The organism is Xylanibacillus composti (assembly GCF_018403685.1).
Classification (GTDB): domain Bacteria; phylum Bacillota; class Bacilli; order Paenibacillales; family K13; genus Xylanibacillus; species Xylanibacillus composti.
Genome location: NZ_BOVK01000015.1, coordinates 207,531 through 224,802 on the forward strand (window position 1 = coordinate 207,531; position 17,272 = coordinate 224,802).

A 17,272-nucleotide genomic window follows, 5' to 3' on the forward strand; every position below is an offset into this window, starting at 1 on the left:
CGTTATCGTATCGGCTCGTGCACCGTTACAAGCTTCGTTCCATCGGGGAAGGTTGCCTCAACCTGCACCTCGGCGATCATCTCCGCGACGCCCTCCATGACGTCCTCCCTGGTCAGGATTGTGCCGCCATATTGCATCAAGTCAGCGACGGATTTGCCATCGCGCGCACCCTCCATAATTTCGGAAGTAATCATAGCTGTCGCCTCCGGAACGTTCAGCTTGACGCCCCTCGCCAGTCTTCTCCGGGCAAGGTCTGCGGCGTAGGATATCCACAGCTTCTCTTTTTCCCGCTGCGTGAGATGCATTCGCATTCCTCCCTGCATGTTTCTTCTCTCAATATGATGTAATAATAACTCACATGAATGTGGGTGTAAAGAGAAAAAAGAATCGTTTATCAACGGATACGGGGGGGGGGACTAAGAAAAATACTTAAATTTTCTGCCTTGTGTCATTTTAATTTATCGAGAAATGTAAAATATATTGACATTAAATTTGTTCGCTTTATATAATATGTAACAACGAACAGTTGATGGATGGAGTCGCTTCAACGTTCGGGAATGAAAGAGATATAGCGGGAGGTAGTGGGGAAATGGAGAGAAACGTTCGGAAAAAGAGAGTGAACATGTTTTTGCTGCTGGCATTAGCGTTGGTAATGGTAGCAGCAGGCTGCTCAAACGGCGGCAATGCGGGAACGACTGCAAACACAGGGGGAGAGAACGCAGCAGGAGAAGAGACCGTGGCCAGCGGGGACACGATCAAGGTAGGTATTCTCCACTCCTTAAGCGGAACCATGTCAATTAGTGAGGTCTCGGTCAAGGATGCGGAATTGCTGGCGATTGAGGAGATCAACGCGAACGGCGGAGTGCTGGGCAAGCAGCTGGAGCCGATCATCGAGGACGGCGCTTCTGACTGGCCGACCTTCGCAGAGAAGGCGCGGAAATTAATCGAGCAGGATCAAGTGGCGACCGTATTCGGCGGATGGACCTCTGCCAGCCGCAAAGCGATGCTTCCCGTATTCGAGGAATTGGGCGGCTTGCTGTGGTATCCGGTGCAGTATGAGGGGCTGGAAACATCGCCGAACATCTTCTACACCGGAGCAACGACCAACCAGCAGATCATTCCTTCTGTCAGTTGGCTGCTGGAGCAGGGTCATGAGAATTTCTATCTGCTCGGTTCGGACTATGTCTTCCCGCGCACAGCTAATATGATCATTAAGGCGCAATTGGAAGCGGAAGGCGGAGTGACGGTTGGTGAAGAATATACGCCGCTTGGGCATACCGAGTACAGCACCATTATCAACAAGATCAAAGCTGCACAGCCTGATGTCATCTACAACACCTTGAATGGGGACAGCAATGTTGCATTCTTCAAGCAGCTGCGGGATGCGGGCATCACAGCAGACGATATCCCGGTACTGTCTGTCAGCGTAGCGGAGGAAGAGATTCGCGGAATTGGCGCAGACGTATTGGCGGGACACTACGCAGCCTGGAACTATTACCAGACGACAGATACGCCGGAGAACGCCGCATTCGTTGAAGCGTATAAGGCCAAGTATGGCGCAGACCGGGTAACCGCCGATCCGATTGAAGCCGGCTATATAGCCGTATATCTCTGGGCGGCCGCAGTAGAAAAAGCAGGAACTACCGATGTCGAGCCAGTCAAGGCTGCGGCAGACGGCATCACCTTTGCTGCGCCGGAAGGCGAGGTCATGATCGACGGGGAGACGCAGCATATTTACAAAAAGGTGAGAATCGGCCAGGTGGAAGCTGACGGGATGTTCAAGGAAGTGTACAGCACGCCTGAGCCTGTCAAGCCAGATCCGCATTTGACCGGTTACGACTGGGCGCAAGGGCTGGAAGGTCAATAATTCGATAGGTAGGCCAGAGGACGGTCGGCCGGACCGATCCTCTGCGCTTTCCGTTTCCCAAGGGGGGAAGGTAATGGAATCGACGATTCAGCTTTTGTTCAATGGCATCAGCACCAGCTCTATTCTGCTCTTGATTGCACTCGGATTGGCTATCACGTTCGGACTGATGAATGTCATTAATATGGCGCATGGCGAGTTTATCATGATCGGCGCTTACAGTGTCTACGTGACGCAGCATGCATTCTCGCTGCTCCCTGGCGCCTGGTTTGACGCATATTTTCTCGTAGCGCTGCCGGTGGCGTTCATCGTGGCTGCTTTGATCGGTCTGCTTCTGGAATGGCTGTTGATCCGATTTCTGTACGGCCGCCCGCTTGACAGTCTGCTGGCCACCTGGGGGGTTGGCATGATTCTGCAGCAGCTGGCCCGCACGATATTCGGGGCTCCGAACGTCGCAGTGACGAGTCCGGCGTGGCTGAATGGCGGGTTGCAATTCGGCATGGTCGTCCTGCCTTACAAGCGTTTGTTTATTCTGGGGATGGTCGCTGTTGTTCTTCTCCTCATGTACCTCTATATTTATCGGAGTGCAGCGGGCCGACGAATGCGCGCGGTTATGCAAAATCGCGAAATGGCCGGATGCTTGGGCATTTCAACCCGGCGAGTAGATGCTGCGACTTTTGCGATCGGCTCCGGGATCGCGGGCGTAGCCGGATGTGCGGTCGCACTGCTCGGCCCGATTGGGCCATCGACAGGCACTTACTATATTGTGGACGCCTTCATGGTGGTGGTGCTGGGGGGCTTAGGCAAATTAATCGGAACCGTAGCCGGCGCGTTCGGCATCGGCGTGACGAATACGCTGTTTGAATCGTGGACGTCCGCCTCCATAGGCAAGGTGGTGGTATTCGCTGCGATTGTTGCCTTCTTGCAGTGGAGGCCGAAAGGTCTGGTGGCCATGCGCACTCGTTCGTTGGACTAACTATAGAAGGGAGGCGCTCGCGGATGCGGACAGCAACGGCTCGTTTCTTGCAATCGAAGAGTACCGTCGGCTATTTGCTGCTGGCGGCGGCACTCTTGTCAGCGCCATTGTTTGTATCTGATTTTCGATTGAATTTGCTGGCCAAATTTTTGAGCTTTGCCATTTTGGCCATTGGTTTGGATCTGATATGGGGTTATACCGGTATATTGAGCTTGGGGCAAGGGGTGTTCTTTGGCCTTGGCGCTTATTGTATGGCCATGCACTTGAAGCTGGGTTCAACAGACGGGAAACTGCCGGACTTCATGAGCTGGAGCGGCTTGTCGGAGCTGCCGTGGTTTTGGCAGCCATTTCATTCCTTTCCGTTAGCGGTACTGCTGGGTTTGCTGCTGCCGGCAGCATTGGCCGTAATACTCGGATATGTCACGTTTCGAAGTCGAATTCGGGGCGTATACTTTTCTATTCTGACTCAGGCTCTTGTTTTGATTACGGTCACTTTATTCGTAGGACAGCAAGCCTATACGGGCGGGACGAACGGAGTGACCGGTTTTCGCCACATCTTCGGCTACTCCTTGTCCGATCCTGACGTGCAGCTGGTGCTGTATCTGATTACAGCGGTTGTGCTGATCATCGTCTTCCTATTTGCGAAATGGCTGGTCGGCACCAGGTTTGCCCGTGCGCTGCAGGCGATACGCGACGGCGAGAACCGGCTCCGCTTCATCGGATACAACCCGGATACGTACAAAATGGTCGTGTTCGCGCTGTCCGCTGCGCTCGCCGGACTGGCTGGAATGCTCTTCGTTCTGCATGTCGGCATTATTTCGCCCTCGATGATGGGGATTGTACCATCGATTGAAATGGTATTGTGGGTGGCTATCGGCGGGAGAGGGACGTTGATCGGCGCTGTCCTTGGCGCGATCCTGATTAATGCGGCGAAGACCGGCTTCAGCGAAGCTTATCCGGACGGCTGGCTTTATTTTATGGGCGCGCTGTTTGTCATTGTCGTCGTTTTTTTACCTGGCGGAATGATGAGTTTGAAGGACAAAGCGGCAGCGCTGTTGCGATTGCGAACCGGACGGAAGGCGAAAGTGGACACAGCCAAAGGAGGCGGGCATATTGGCACAAGCGGAATGGATTCTATCCTGCGAAAAACTAACCGTTGATTTCGACGGATTTGTGGCGGTTAATCAGATGGATTTTCGCCTGGCCCGGGGAGAGCTGCGGTTTTTGATCGGACCGAACGGCGCAGGGAAAACAACCATGCTGGATATGATCTGCGGCAAGACAAAGCCAACCTCGGGCAAAGTGCTGTATGGCGGCACGATGGACATTTCTCGGAAAAAAGAGCACCAGATCGCTTCTTTGGGCATCGCGCGCAAATTTCAGGCACCGTCGATTTTTCAGCCGCTTAGCGTATTCGAAAACATGGAGCTGGCATTGAAGCAGAACCGAAGCGTATGGGCATCGCTATTTCGTCCGACTACGTCAGAGCAGCGGGAGCGGATTATGGCGGGGCTGGCGCTTATCGGACTGGACGGGAAGGCGCAGTTGCGGGCGGGCAGCCTGTCGCATGGCGAGAAGCAGTGGCTGGAAATCGGCATGATGCTGCTTCAGGAGCCCACCGTGCTGCTGCTGGATGAACCGGTGGCAGGTATGACGGACGTAGAGACGATGAAGACAGGCGAGCTCTTGATGACAATTAAGGAAAATTGCTCTGTCGTGGTCGTGGAGCATGATATGGAGTTTGTGCGGGCGTTCTCCAGCACGGTAACGGTCATGCATGAAGGCTCCTTATTGAAGGAAGGGACGATGGAGGACATTCAAAGCGATCAGCGGGTGGCTGAAGTATATTTGGGACAGAAGGCGGGATGAAGCATGCTGGATATCCGCAATCTTGAAGTCGCTTATGGGGAAAGTATGGTGCTCCGCGACATCAGCCTGCAGGTAAAGCCCGGCGAGGTGGTCTGTCTGATGGGCCGCAACGGCGTAGGCAAAACAACATTGGTCAAAAGCATGATGGGCATATTGAAGCCGCGCAGCGGCAGCATGGTGTACAACGGGCTGGACATGACGCGGATTTCCGCTGACAAACGGGCGAAAGCAGGCATCGGCTATGTGCCGCAGGGCCGTGAAATCTTCGCGCAGCTGAGCGTGCACGAGAATTTGCTGCTTGGCTTGGAAGCGGCAAGGGAGAAGCGGGCATGCGTGCCGCAGGAGGTGCTTGACCGCTTTCCCGTGCTGACCGAGATGATGAGCCGCAGAGGAGGCGATTTGAGCGGAGGGCAGCAGCAGCAGCTGGCATTCGCCCGGGCGCTGGCTTCCTCGCCCGCGCTGCTCATACTGGATGAGCCGACGGAGGGGATTCAGCCGTCCATTGTCGACAGCATTCGAGATGTCATTCAGTCGTTGAAAGCAAGCGGAAACCTGGCGATTTTGCTCGTTGAGCAAAGTCTGGATTTCGTCAGAGAAGTCGCAGACAGTTTCTATGTGATTCAAAAAGGAACGGTCGTCGCTCACGGGGGCCGTGAGGATTTGACGGACAAGTTGGTTCGCGACTATTTGGTGGTTTAGCATTAGACGGATTGACAGGAATGCCTCTGCCGGTGGAGAGCGAAGCTGTCCCTGAAGTCCTGCGGACTTTGGGACAGCTTCTTAGCGTTTGTCTTAATCCGGCTGCTGCTTTCCACCAGCTTTAAACGTCTGCTTCTAATCGTTCTGCCTCTAACTTCTGCTTAAAATTTCTGCATCTAACCTCTGCCGTAAATGCCAGCTCTTAGCGCCCCTGAGTTCATCGCCAGCTGCCTCGAAAATGGGAATCTCCGAACTGAGTCGCCAGCTGCTCGATAACGGAATTACCGAACTGAGTCGCCAGCTGCCTCGAAAACGGGAATCTCCGAACTGAGTCGCCAGCTGCCTTGAAAACGGGAATCTCCGAACTGAGTCGCCAGCTGCTCGATAACGGGAATCTCCGAACTGAGTCGCCAGCTGCTCGATAACGGGAATTTCTGAACTGAGTCGCCAGCTGCCTCAATGACGGGAATTTCTGGACTTATGCAGCAACGAATCGGTGATCCGAATGAAATAGCGGAACTTGTTGGTTTTATTCATGTGGCTTCATCAGAATATGAGGTGTAGACGGTGCAATAAGTCCGATTATTTCCTCTATTCGTTCGGCAGATCCGCTTCCGGCCCAAATAGGACCACGAAACACCTTTATCTATAGCACAGGCGAAGTCGGGCGTGAACTCGCGGACAGGCAAAATCGGACATAAACCTGTGGAGGCCCGCCGCGCAAGCTCGCATTCGCGTGGAGGCCCGCCCGCATAGGCGACGCCCGCGCGCGCCAAATCCGATTCGCGTGTGACGCCAGCCATTTCCCTCATTCGCGCACGACGATCAGCCGTACAACTTCACGGAAGCGCACTAATAACGAAGCAACAGTCCGGCTTCGGTCATGCCGCCGCCAAACCCGTACAGGAGCAACACTTGGCCGCGCTGAACCCTTCCATCCTCAATGCCTCTAGCCAAGGCCAACGGGATCGAGGCGGCGGATGTGTTGCCGTTGTACTCCACACTGGTCAAGGTGCGCTCCATCGGCATCCCGCTTCGTTCACAGATGGCCTGAATCATGCGCAGGTTCGCGCTGTGCGGAATGAACCAATCCACGTCCTGCAGCGCAATGCCTGCTTTGCGGCACAGCTCCGCTATGCCTTCGGGCACATGAGACAGCGCCCATTTGTAGACTTCTCTGCCATTTTGGACAAAGCAGCCTTCACTCTGAAGCGCCTCGCCCTGCCAATCCGCTTTCAGTCCGCTCCGGTAGCATGCCTTGCCCATGCTGCCGTCGCTTCCCAGGTGGGCGGCCAGCACTTCCGATAAGCGGCTGCCCGCACCCGTGTCGCGCGATTCAAGCACCGCGGCTCCTGCGCCGTCGCCAAACAGGATGCAAGTGGTGCGGTCTGTATAATCCGTTATTTTGCTCATGGTGTCGCCGGCGACTACGAGTATCTTGCGATGCCTGCCGGCTGCCAGCAGCCCATCTGCCAAGTGAAGGGCGTAGGTGGCGTTCAAATCAAGTGCGCCGGCTTGATGCAGGGAGAAGCGCTGCTGAAGCAAGCAGGCAACGCCGGGAAAAGGGTAATCCGGCGTATGGGTCGCAGCGATGACAAGCTCTACGCCGCTCAGAATATCCGGCTTCTGTGTGAGTAATTTCTCGACTGCCGCAGCGCACAGATCGCTTGTATATCTATCCTCTTCGGCAACACGCCTCTCCCGAATTCCGGTTCTTGTGACAATCCATTCATCGCTAGTATCCACGAGCTGCTCCAAATCCGCATTCGTCAATTTCCTATCCGGCGCATAGGCAGCCAACGCTTGAATATGTGTAGCTAACATGGCTTAACACCTGCTTTCTTATTGATGTGGGGCATTGATTGGAAAGAGTTTTTAGGACAAGGTTATAGTACCAGATACTAATTTTAGTTTCATCATAATGGAGCGACTCCCTGTTGTCAACGTCCCATCACCAAAAATTAACAGGATATGCGTCTGCAACGTCAGCAAGAATTAGGGGATTCTACATGTGAAACTGATTTAGTACAGAAAGGACAGAAGGGATATGCATACGCGAATACGTGTTGCGGCATTGGCCGCGATCACTTTGTTTTTAGTGCTTGGCCATCCTACTGTGCATGGCTTCGGCAAAGGAGCAAGCGGGCCGGATGTGTATGCAGTACAGGCGATGCTGAAATCGATTGGCTACTACAGCGGACCGATTGACGGTCAATATGGACCCTTGACTGAACGGGGGGTGCGTCTGTTCCAAAGCAGATACGGACTGCCGGCAACCGGGGCGGTTGATACCCAGACGCTCCAGTCGATCCTGTGGGCGTATGCTGAGGCCAAAATTCCTCAACGGACACAGCCGCCAGCAAAGGAGCAGCCGCCAGCGCAGCCGCCTGGCAAAGTTCCGTCGATCAGTACCGCTGAACAGCGTATGGTGAATTTGGTGAATCAGGAGAGGCAAAAGGCCGGATTGCATGGTCTGAAGGTTAACACGGAGCTTTCCAGAGTGGCTCGCTTCAAGAGCGCTGACATGATCGAGAACGATTACTTTGCTCATGAATCGCCCACATACGGTTCGCCATTTGATATGATGAGGAATTTCGGCATAACGTATCGGGCTGCGGCAGAAAACCTTGCTTGCAACTCAAGCGTTGACGCCGCGCATGAAGCGCTGATGAACTCCCCCGGACATCGGGCGAACATTCTGAATGCCACGTATACGGAAATAGGGGTCGGGATCGTCGATGGAGGCATGTGCGGCCAGATGTATACGCAAATGTTTATTGCCAAATAACATGCGAACTGGCATCGATTCATACGGTTTCGACGGCTGTAAGTGAACCATGATAAGAAGGACCGGGGAATCCGGTCCATTCTTGGTCATGGAGGTTCGATCCAATGCTGAAATCCAATGCGCTAAAGCTGGCCGTAATGTCAGCGCTTGTTTTCTCCCTGGCCGCATGCGGCTCGGCGAGCGACCGCGACGACACAACTGAAGATCAGGGGATGAGCCCGAACGCAGTAGAGCGGTATGAAATCCGTCGCTTCCGTAATCTCCAGGGTGACCGGGACTTTGGACTTCTGGGTGAAAGCCGCAAGGATTTGTCCCCATGGCAATATCGGGATAGAGGGTTTGGCATGAGGGAGAATACCCGGCTGATAGGGGGCCATTCAAATACGAATGTGCGTCTGGGGCGTACGATTGCAGATCAGCTCGAAATGCTGGATGCCGTGCAGGAGGCAGATGTCATCCTGACGGACCGCAATGCATATGTGACACTTGTACTGCGCGATGGGCTGGCGACAAGGCCGCGGGGATTTTCTACACGTTCCAACTTCGACGGAGATCGCTTCGTGGAAATGGAAACGCACAGCTACGGAGGAAGCAAGCTGAATTGGGGAGAGAATGATCTCGCAGGCGGGTTGAAGGAAAATGTGATGCGTACCGTCATGTCGCTTAGTCCCCGCACAAGCCATGTATTTGTAACGGCAAACCCGGAACACCTTGAAAGTATGAAGCGTTTCATTAAGGAATTGGAATTAGGCCGTCCTGCCCGCAGCATCATTCATGATTTCAATGAGGCAGCGGACCGTATCTTCCCGATCGATCCCCGCACAGGCGACAATGACTTGACGCCCGGACTGCAGGCCGATCGTTCGGACTGGGATTAGACTGATTGAGGCATCAGCACATGTCAAGGCCAACGAAAGATGGCAGCCACAAGGAATAGACCGCAAGATCAGAAATCTGCGGTCTGCTTCCTTATGCGAATAAGAAGCTCAGCGTGCAGCTGGACACTGGAGGCGGGCGCAAAAAGCATGTCTGTAACTGGCAAACACCTGTGCGTTACTTGGCTTCTTCAGAAGAAGTGTCTTGCATGGCAGGGACGAGTATTAACTGCAGGGAAAGCGCTATCTCTTCGTCCAAACTGGAAATGACAGAGTCAGGCTTTTTAACATTGTAGTCTTCGAAGAAAATCGTTGCGCTGCCGTCCAAACGAATGCTGGATTCCTCGGCGATTCCCTTCATTTGGAAAACGGTTTCTTTCGTGACGCCTTTTATCGTTAAATCGCCTGTTACAGTAAATTCAAATAATTCATTGTGCGGCAAATCCTCAGGCCATTCCGCCAATCCGGTCATGGTGAAGCTCGCCTCGGGAAATTGTGCAACATCCAGATATTCGCTTTCTTTGATATGTCCGTCCCGCTTGCCGTTCCCCGAATCAATCGTATCGAGTTTGACGACTGCGCTTGCTTGGGAATTTGCTCCTTCCCCGTCGGGCAAGGTCCAGGTTCCTGTAACATCGCTCGCTTCAATATTCACCTTTTCCTTGGATGTCGTGACTGAAAAGAACACGCTAGACTCCGGATCGATTCTCCATTCAGACGGGAATGTTTCGCTCCAATCCGCAGACAGCATCGCAGTGCCTTCTTCCTGGCTCTGACCTAATACGGAACGAATTTGGACATGATTGCCGACGAAATAGTCATAAGTTACATACCCGATTGCTCCAACGACGATGACGCCGATAACCAACCCGGACCAAACTTTTTTCTTCAATCAATTCCCTCCTTTATATCGCGTTTTTACACCCGAGCCTCCGCAAGGTGTTCCTTCAATTATACATGAGCGAATTGGGAACTGTGACAGGATTCATCAATTTTTTCCCATTTGACTAGCCAAATCAGGCTATGGTTCCAACCGTCCTAGTTCAAAAGCGCAGTTATTTGATGCTGAAGCAAACAAGGAGTAGCGTAGTGGACATACTAATAAAGGAAGCAGCCTGTCTGATTTCCGCATTTCGGTTCAATAGTAGTCCGCATGAGTAAGCTGGTCTGTCTATAGGAGCAGATGTCGGCTGTTCTGCGCTGTCTGTTTTGCCATCTTTTCTGGCTATCTGGCTAAATGCGTTTCATTTACAAGAGGGACGGGAGGGACGATTGACGATTCAATATTTTAGCGGGTAAAATACTTAGTAACCCAATATTTTGGGAACTATGCAATTGGAAAGGCGGGGTGGACTTGGGCCAGGAAGGACTGCATCAATTAGAGGCTGTCTTCACGGACGTATTTCGCATGATGAAGCAAGAATTTCTTAAGCGTGTGGAACGGCACCTTTCGGGCTCACAGGCTTTGATCTTGCAGAAGCTGCACAAGGAAGGGCAGCAGAAGATTTCGCAATTGGCGTCTCACTTGGACATTACGACTGGCGCGGTTACCGGCTTATGCGACAAGCTCATCGCATCCGGTTACGTTTCCCGTCAGCGGGCGCAAAGCGACAGACGTGTTGTTTATATAGACATCACTGATGCCGGCAAGGAGGCCCTGCAACGGGTCAGCGCGCTGCGAAGAGAAATAGTCGAGGAATTTTTTGCAGGTTTGAGTGAGGAAGAAATACGCAGCTTAATACATATTTTTGAGAAAGTATTATTCAATTTACAGAGAAAGAAGGAGTAAATCGTATGCAGCACTTGGATAGGAGGAAGAAGCTGACGATACTGGGGGCGATGATGGCGGCCATGTTGTTCGCCGCGCTCAATCAGACTATCGTGGGCACGGCGTTGCCGAAAATTGTAGCCGATCTTGGCGGCATGGAGTATTATAGCTGGATATTTACGGTATATATGCTGGCTGCAACTGTGACCACGGTCCTGGTCGGGAAGCTGTCAGACATTTACGGCCGCAAGCCATTTGTCGTTATTGGGATAGCCGTCTTTATTATAGGTTCCTTTTTGTGCGGATTGGCTCAAGACATCATTCAGCTGATCTTGTACCGCGGTATTCAAGGGTTGGGCGGCGGTGTCATTATGGCGACGGCGTTTACGGTAGTCGGCGATTTGTTCGCGCCCCGCGAGCGCGGCCGCTGGCAAGGCGCTATGGCGGCTACATTCGGTCTGGCCAGTGTATTTGGTCCGACGCTCGGCGGATACATTGTGGACCACACGGATTGGCATTGGATTTTCTGGGTGTTTCTCCCTTTTGGTTTTGTCGCGCTGGCTCTGATTTTGTTCCTGTTTCCATCTGTAGCGAAGCGTGAGGGCGAGTCGGTCGACTATGCCGGATCGGCCTGGCTTACCATCTTGATTGTCCAGCTTCTGCTTGCCTTCTCTTGGGCAGGCGAAAAGTATGCCTGGAGCTCACCGGTAATCATCGGTTTGTTCGTCGGCTCGGCAATCTCGCTTGCGCTGTTCTTATGGGCTGAGAAGGCGGCACGCAATCCTGTACTGCCCCTGGGCTTGTTCAGAGACAGCGTCTTCACCCTCTCGAATATCATAGGCTTTCTTATGGGTGCTGGCATGTTCGGCGCGATCATGTACATGCCTTATTTCGTACAGGGTGTCTTGGGCACTTCAGCAACGATTTCCGGTTACGTGATGATGCCGCTGACCTTGAGCATGGTTGTAGCCAGCTCATTGAGCGGCCAACTGATAAGCCGAACCGGGAAATATAAAGTGCTGGCGCTTGTCGGATTGCTCATTATGGTTGCGGGCATGCTGCTGCTGTATACGATGGACCGATCCTCGACGAATTGGACGGCGATCTGGTTCAATATGGTGGTGGGCATCGGCTTGGGCATTGCCTTCCCGATTTTTACTTTGACCGTTCAGAATGCCGTGCCTGACCGCGAGCTTGGCGTTGCCACATCCTCTGCGCAGCTGTTTCGTCAATTGGGCGGGACGATCGGCGTTTCCATCATGGGAACGATCTTGACCAACCGGATGAATACGAGAATGGCGGAGCTGATGGCCGCGTCCTCTGAGGGGGCTGGCTCCGCCATGCCGTCAGAGGCAGCAGGGGAGAGTCTTGCGGAGGTGGCGAATCCGCAAATATTAATGGATCCGGATAAGATGGCGGCTGCCCGCCAATCCTTGGCGCCGGAGCTTCACGGTTTGTTTGAGCAGATGGTCGAGTTGCTGCGCGAGGCGATGAGCTATGCTTTGTCCGGCGTTTTTCTCTTCGGCGCCGTTCTTGTTGCGCTGGCCTTTGTCCTAACCTTCTTGCTGAAAGAGATCCCGCTCCGTACTGCCAACAAACAGCCGTCCTCCTCCGAAGAGGACGGTGACAAGCAATTGCGGCCGCCTCTGAAGACGGAAGGTTAGAGATCGGACAGACCGCTTGCGCGTCGGCGGCATACTCTTATCGCAATCAACAAGTATATGAATGAAGCCGGGAAATAAGAACGCCCATTTTCATCCGCTAAAGCACCATCCCTTCCGCCCCTTCATACACTAAATTTGACTGTATCCCTTGACCTTGTCACGATAAGGCCCGAAGCAAGGAGGGGTGACTAATTGAAGGGTAGCGACCATCATAACAAATTTTTATTGACAAACCGCGAACGCGAAGTATTTGAATTATTGGTGCAGGACAAAACGACCAAGGAAATAGCGCAGCAATTGTTTATTAGCGAAAAAACCGTTCGCAATCATATATCCAATGTGATGCAAAAATTGAACGTGAAAGGTCGTTCTCAAGCGGTTGTCGAGCTAATCAGACTCGGAGAACTATCAATCTAAGCACCATCCGAAACTCGTCCAAACCCTCTTACTGCCGAACGTCAGCCGGTCCTAGCGCTTCGGCAGCGAAGAGGGTTTCCTGAGTTGAGTGGATGCAGACTGTCGCTTGCATCCGCACTGTGTCAGGAAGCTTCACCCGCCGGGAGGGCTTTATGACCGACTACCATTAATTATGCGTCGAAAAGTAAATAATCCCAAGGGGATTGCGCTTGAAGTTGCGGATTTATCGCCCTTTTACTATTTTTAGAGGAAGCCAGTGTAACTGTTTATAGTAAGAAAGTAAATAATGGAGCGATTTGCGCTTCGGGTTCTCCATAATAATGAGTTTTGTACCATTAAAGAATAGTACCGCTACCATAATGGCAGCGGACATTTGCAGATGGCGACGTTATTTGCGGATAGGAGGCGTACGGCAACGGAAAGAAATACAAGGAGTGCTGCGGTCAATAGCAGCCGAATTCTGCTTAATAAGCGCTGCCATCCCATCTAAGCGATTGAAGCAGCTGTTCGTCCACATCCGCGCCGATTCCCGGCTCGCCAGAAATCGTGACATGCCCGTGGTTCGGCTTGACGGAAAGCAGCTGTCCGAGCGGATTCTCCATCGCATCCCACTCCACTGGCTCCAGCTCCTCCCCTTCCATCTTGCTCCATGCCGGCAGACAAGCCTGTGCAAGCACGGCATAATGCCTGCTCAAGGCTCCGTCGAAGGTATGCGGCGAAACCCGCAAGCCATGCGTGCGCGCCATAGACAGCATGTGGCGGTAAGTCTCGATCCCTCCCAGATGCATCGGGTCCGGCTGGATGATGTCGAAGGCACGCTGCTGCAGCAGCGGCAGAAACTCCTCGGGCCGGGCTATATTTTCGCCGCCCGCAACAGGAACAGGAAGCTGCTGCTTCAGTTCGCTGTAGGCGGAAGCGTGCTTGACCGGCATCGGCTCCTCGAACCACATCCACCCGTCGCTTTGGGCAAGCAGTGGAATCCAGGCTTTCGTCGTGGCCGCGTCATAGCTTTCATTGGCATCGATCGCCAGCCGGACTCCGGCCGGCAGCTCGCCTAGCAGCAAGCGGATATGCCGCTGATCCTCTTCCAACGTTTTTCCTCCAACCTTGACCTTAAATTGGCGAAATCCTGCCTCATAAGCGGCGAGCACCCGGTCTACCGCCAATCTTTCCCATTGGGCGTCTGGGGCATAGGATTGATAGGAGGCGTATACCGGCACTTGCGCATGCTGCTCGCCGCCCCACCATTCACATACCGAGCATCCCGCCTGCTTCGCTGCAATTTCAGTCAGCGCCATGCTGACTGCAGACGCGGCTCTCTGGTTCCACTTTGCTACCTGCTGTACCGCTGTCTGTATTTGTCTCGCATCTAGTCCGGTCAGCTCCGGCACAATTCTGTTTTCAAACAAGGGCACCAAAGCGGGCAACCAGTCTACCGCTTCTCCCCAGCCGGTGATGCCGGATTCGGTCCGAATTCGGATAAGCAGTGCCGCACGGTGCGTCTTCCATCCGTTAGCGTCTCCGTAAGGGCGCTTTAATTTACAAAAAACAGGAAACAGATCTACGCTCTTAATTTTGGGCACGGCTTCTTTTCGCTCCTTTTGGCTTTTCACGGGTATGTTACAAGTGTTGCCGGGAAAATCTGAATAATGCAGGAAGAAATTTATGACAGGAAGGAATTTATGCCAAGATGCATTGGGAGTCGTGGTCGCTAGACCGCATATTGATTTTGTTTACTGCGCTGGCTTTCATTTTGATCGGCATACAGGTGACGCTGTTTCACTATCGGCAAAACTTCCATGACAAGTCCATGTGGCTGCCTGTCGTGCAGTCCCCATTGTTTGCGCTGATCGGGCTGATTCTGGTCTGGGTCTACGCCGACTGGCTGCTCATTCTGTTCGCGCTGTTAATGGGCATCGGAACGGTATCCGGCCTGATTGGCTTCTATATGCATATGCGCGGTGTGGGCAAGCGTGTAGAGGGATACAAGCTGAGAAATTTCATGATTGGCCCGCCTGTTATGCTGCCGCTTACGTACGCGGCCGTCAGCGCGCTTGGATTGCTCGCAGCTCTATGGGACTGGGTTTAAGGAGGAGGAAGCAAGATGGCTAGCCAGTCACACTACCCGTTTTACAACGTGATGGATGAACAAGAGGCATGGGACCCGCATACGCGCGGCATCGTTCGAGGAAGGCTGGAGGAGACGGCAAGCATGCAGTTTCTGGAAGTGGACGAGCAGCATTTGCTTCGGTCAGTTTGCCGTGTGCTGCTGGATGAAACCCGCTCCGAAATCATCGCTTTTGTGGTGGCGCATATGGATCAGGCTTTGGCTTCGCCGATTGGAGAATCGCAGCGGAAGGCGGGCCTGTTCCCGCGTAAGCGGCTGATTCGCGAAGGACTGAAGCGGATACGCCTGAGCTCGCTGTTCCACGACTTTGCCGCCATGGATACGCAAGAGCTGACGGTTCTTCAGCAGCTGCTGTCGCAGCTGAATGAAGGGAGGGCAGAGCCCGTCGAGGTGTGGGAAAGCTTCGATCAACAAGCGTTCTTTCATACAGCGCTGTCCATGGCTGCAGACGGGTATTACTCCCATCCGGACATCTGGTCGGAAATTGGCTATGGCGGGCCTGCGTATCCGCGCGGTTATGTAAGGGCGAATTTGGGGCAGACAGATCCTTGGGAACCGAAAGCGCATTAAGCTGCGTGGTCGCAAATAAGGCCACATGAGGGGGAGGACAAGATGACTTTACATCGGAAATATGCACAGGATGAAGTGGATGTCTGCATCGTTGGCGCTGGAGCTGCGGGCGGCGTGTTGGCCAAGGAGCTCAGCGAGGCCGGGATGAAAGTGGTGGTGCTGGAGGCAGGCCCGATGCTGGACCCGCAGCATGACTTTGCCAGCGATGAGCTGACGATGCGCAAACTCGGCTGGCAGGACACCCGCATTGTGGACGGATTGGACCCGCTGACGATGGGGCACAACAATTCGGGGCGTTCGGTTGGCGGCGGTACGGTTCATTTTACCGGCGTTTTTCTTCGTTTTCATGCGGACGATTTCCGCACGTTTTCGACGGATGGAGTAGGCGAGGATTGGCCGATTACCTATGAGGAGCTTGCTCCGTATTACGATAAGATCGAGAAGGAGGTTGCCGTATCCGGTCCCAAGCATTTCCCTTGGGGAGAATATCATGGCCCTTATCCTTATCCGGAGCGGGAGCCGCTGAGTCCGAACGCCTACTTGTTCCGCAAAGGCTGCGAAAAGCTGGGCATTCGCTCTACGGTGGCGCCGCTGGCCATCTTGTCCGCGCCTTTCGAGGGCAGGCCGCCGTGCATCAACCGCGGGTTCTGCAACCAGGGCTGCATGCCGAACTCCAAATTCAGCACGCTGATTGTGCATATTCCGAAGGCAGTGGCTGCGGGAGCGGAAGTGCTGCCTGATTGTATGGCTACACAGGTGCTGATGGCCCCTGACGGGAAAGTCTCGGGGGTGGCCTTCACGCACGATGGCCAATCGCATGTACAAAAAGCGCGGGTGGTTATTCTGAGCGCCTACGCTGTGGAAACGCCCCGTCTGCTGCTCAATTCGGCCAATGCCCGGTTCCCGGACGGGCTTGCGAACAGCAGCGGCTGGGTGGGAAGAGCCATTATGCCGCATTCCAGCTATGATGTCATGGCAAAATTCGATAAGGAAATTCGCATTTACAAGGGAACGCCGGTACTCGCGACTACGCAGGAATTTTACGCTTCGAATCCGAAGGAGCGGGGATTTGCTCGCGGCTACAGCTTGCATGCGCATGGCGCGCGTCCGCTGGAGACGGTAAAGGGGATCATCGGCGACGAACGCGGGACAGTATGGGGCAAGCAGCTGCGTGAAGCGATGCTGGACTACAATTATTATGGAAGAATTACGATGGTCGGCGAGGTGCTCCCTCATCCGGACAATCGTGTCACGCTGGCTGAGGAAAAGGATGAATACGGACTGCCTCGTGCCAAGGTGACGTTCAGCTATGGAGAGAATGACCGAAAGCTGATTAAGGAAGCTGTGGAAAATATGAGTGCTATTCTGGAGGCGGAGGAAGGCAAGGTGGCTTTCGTTCATCCAGACACGGCTCACTTGATGGGCGGCTGCCGCATGGGGGATCAGCCGGACCGCTCCGTCGTCAACGCCTACGGGCAATCCCATGATATTCCGAACTTGTATGTCTGTGACGCAAGCATCTTCGTCACATCGAGCGGGAGTAACCCGACCCACACCGTCATGGCTTTGGCGGCACGGACTGCGGCGCATATCATCGATAAAGCCAAACGCCAAGAACTGTAAACAAGAAGCAGGCCGGGGCTTGCCGAAAGCG

Annotated in this window: 17 protein-coding genes; 13 read left to right on the top strand and 4 right to left on the bottom strand. The window is 53.7% G+C overall.

The window, feature by feature from the left end; translation table 11 throughout:
• Positions 1–2 precede the first annotated feature (2 nt).
• A complete protein-coding gene (locus XYCOK13_RS06735) occupies positions 3–305 on the bottom strand; it encodes an urease subunit gamma (protein ID WP_213411105.1) in 303 nt (100 codons plus the stop codon).
• Between the two features lie 284 nt (positions 306–589).
• Between XYCOK13_RS06735 and urtA the strand changes: the two genes are divergently transcribed.
• From urtA to urtE, 5 genes are all read left to right on the top strand, one after another.
• A complete protein-coding gene (gene urtA / locus XYCOK13_RS06740) occupies positions 590–1,867 on the top strand; it encodes an urea ABC transporter substrate-binding protein (RefSeq protein WP_244865041.1) in 1,278 nt (425 codons plus the stop codon).
• Positions 1,868–1,940: 73 nt separating this feature from the next.
• On the top strand, positions 1,941–2,840 hold the full coding sequence (gene urtB / locus XYCOK13_RS06745) for an urea ABC transporter permease subunit UrtB (protein WP_213411106.1): 900 nt from the start codon (positions 1,941–1,943) through the stop codon (positions 2,838–2,840).
• A gap of 23 nt (positions 2,841–2,863) precedes the next feature.
• Positions 2,864–4,000 (top strand): urea ABC transporter permease subunit UrtC, encoded by a 1,137-nt coding sequence (gene urtC / locus XYCOK13_RS06750; protein WP_213411107.1) that lies wholly within the window; start codon positions 2,864–2,866, stop codon positions 3,998–4,000.
• 28 nt (positions 4,001–4,028) lie between these two features.
• The gene (gene urtD, locus XYCOK13_RS06755; RefSeq protein WP_444545986.1) at positions 4,029–4,709 is read left to right on the top strand and encodes an urea ABC transporter ATP-binding protein UrtD; all 681 of its coding nucleotides are present in this window, start codon (positions 4,029–4,031) and stop codon (positions 4,707–4,709) included.
• A gap of 3 nt (positions 4,710–4,712) precedes the next feature.
• Entirely contained in the window at positions 4,713–5,408 is a 696-nt protein-coding gene (gene urtE / locus XYCOK13_RS06760; protein ID WP_213411109.1) for an urea ABC transporter ATP-binding subunit UrtE, read from the top strand.
• A gap of 852 nt (positions 5,409–6,260) precedes the next feature.
• Here the strand turns inward: urtE and XYCOK13_RS06765 are convergent.
• Positions 6,261–7,232 (bottom strand): ketoacyl-ACP synthase III, encoded by a 972-nt coding sequence (locus tag XYCOK13_RS06765; protein ID WP_213411110.1) that lies wholly within the window; start codon positions 7,230–7,232, stop codon positions 6,261–6,263.
• Between the two features lie 223 nt (positions 7,233–7,455).
• Between XYCOK13_RS06765 and XYCOK13_RS06770 the strand changes: the two genes are divergently transcribed.
• Both XYCOK13_RS06770 and XYCOK13_RS06775 read left to right on the top strand, forming a co-directional pair.
• Positions 7,456–8,196 (top strand): peptidoglycan-binding protein, encoded by a 741-nt coding sequence (locus tag XYCOK13_RS06770; protein WP_213411111.1) that lies wholly within the window; start codon positions 7,456–7,458, stop codon positions 8,194–8,196.
• A gap of 104 nt (positions 8,197–8,300) precedes the next feature.
• Positions 8,301–9,074: a YhcN/YlaJ family sporulation lipoprotein gene (locus tag XYCOK13_RS06775; protein ID WP_213411112.1), complete on the top strand. Its 774-nt coding sequence runs from the start codon at positions 8,301–8,303 to the stop codon at positions 9,072–9,074.
• 175 nt (positions 9,075–9,249) lie between these two features.
• Here the strand turns inward: XYCOK13_RS06775 and XYCOK13_RS06780 are convergent, their stop codons facing one another.
• Positions 9,250–9,963, bottom strand: a complete 714-nt coding sequence (locus XYCOK13_RS06780) for a YceI family protein (RefSeq protein WP_213411113.1) — start codon at positions 9,961–9,963, stop codon at positions 9,250–9,252.
• Between the two features lie 462 nt (positions 9,964–10,425).
• Here XYCOK13_RS06780 and XYCOK13_RS06785 point away from each other — a divergent pair, with 462 nt between their 5' ends.
• The 3 genes from XYCOK13_RS06785 (at position 10,426) to XYCOK13_RS06795 (ending at position 12,920) form a co-directional block, all read left to right on the top strand.
• Complete coding sequence (locus XYCOK13_RS06785) at positions 10,426–10,860, top strand: MarR family winged helix-turn-helix transcriptional regulator (protein WP_213411114.1); 435 nt, start codon at positions 10,426–10,428, stop codon at positions 10,858–10,860.
• Positions 10,861–10,865: 5 nt separating this feature from the next.
• Positions 10,866–12,503 carry an MDR family MFS transporter gene (locus XYCOK13_RS06790; RefSeq protein ID WP_213411115.1) on the top strand — a complete coding sequence of 546 codons (1,638 nt, stop codon included), beginning with the start codon at positions 10,866–10,868 and terminating at the stop codon, positions 12,501–12,503.
• A gap of 192 nt (positions 12,504–12,695) precedes the next feature.
• Positions 12,696–12,920, top strand: coding sequence for a helix-turn-helix domain-containing protein (locus tag XYCOK13_RS06795; RefSeq protein WP_213411116.1), 225 nt, complete (start codon positions 12,696–12,698; stop codon positions 12,918–12,920).
• Positions 12,921–13,384: 464 nt separating this feature from the next.
• On the opposite strand, the gene XYCOK13_RS06800 is transcribed toward XYCOK13_RS06795, so the two are convergent.
• A complete protein-coding gene (locus XYCOK13_RS06800) occupies positions 13,385–14,503 on the bottom strand; it encodes a mandelate racemase/muconate lactonizing enzyme family protein (protein ID WP_213411117.1) in 1,119 nt (372 codons plus the stop codon).
• 107 nt (positions 14,504–14,610) lie between these two features.
• Here XYCOK13_RS06800 and XYCOK13_RS06805 point away from each other — a divergent pair, with 107 nt between their 5' ends.
• Genes XYCOK13_RS06805 through XYCOK13_RS06815 form a run of 3 tightly spaced genes read left to right on the top strand, consistent with a single transcriptional unit; the run spans position 14,611 to position 17,241 of the window.
• Complete coding sequence (locus XYCOK13_RS06805; RefSeq protein WP_213411118.1) at positions 14,611–15,009, top strand: hypothetical protein; 399 nt, start codon at positions 14,611–14,613, stop codon at positions 15,007–15,009.
• 15 nt (positions 15,010–15,024) lie between these two features.
• Entirely contained in the window at positions 15,025–15,618 is a 594-nt protein-coding gene (locus tag XYCOK13_RS06810) for a gluconate 2-dehydrogenase subunit 3 family protein (protein WP_213411119.1), read from the top strand.
• Positions 15,619–15,660: 42 nt separating this feature from the next.
• The gene (locus XYCOK13_RS06815; RefSeq protein WP_213411120.1) at positions 15,661–17,241 is read left to right on the top strand and encodes a GMC family oxidoreductase; all 1,581 of its coding nucleotides are present in this window, start codon (positions 15,661–15,663) and stop codon (positions 17,239–17,241) included.
• The last annotated feature ends 31 nt before the right edge of the window (positions 17,242–17,272 follow it).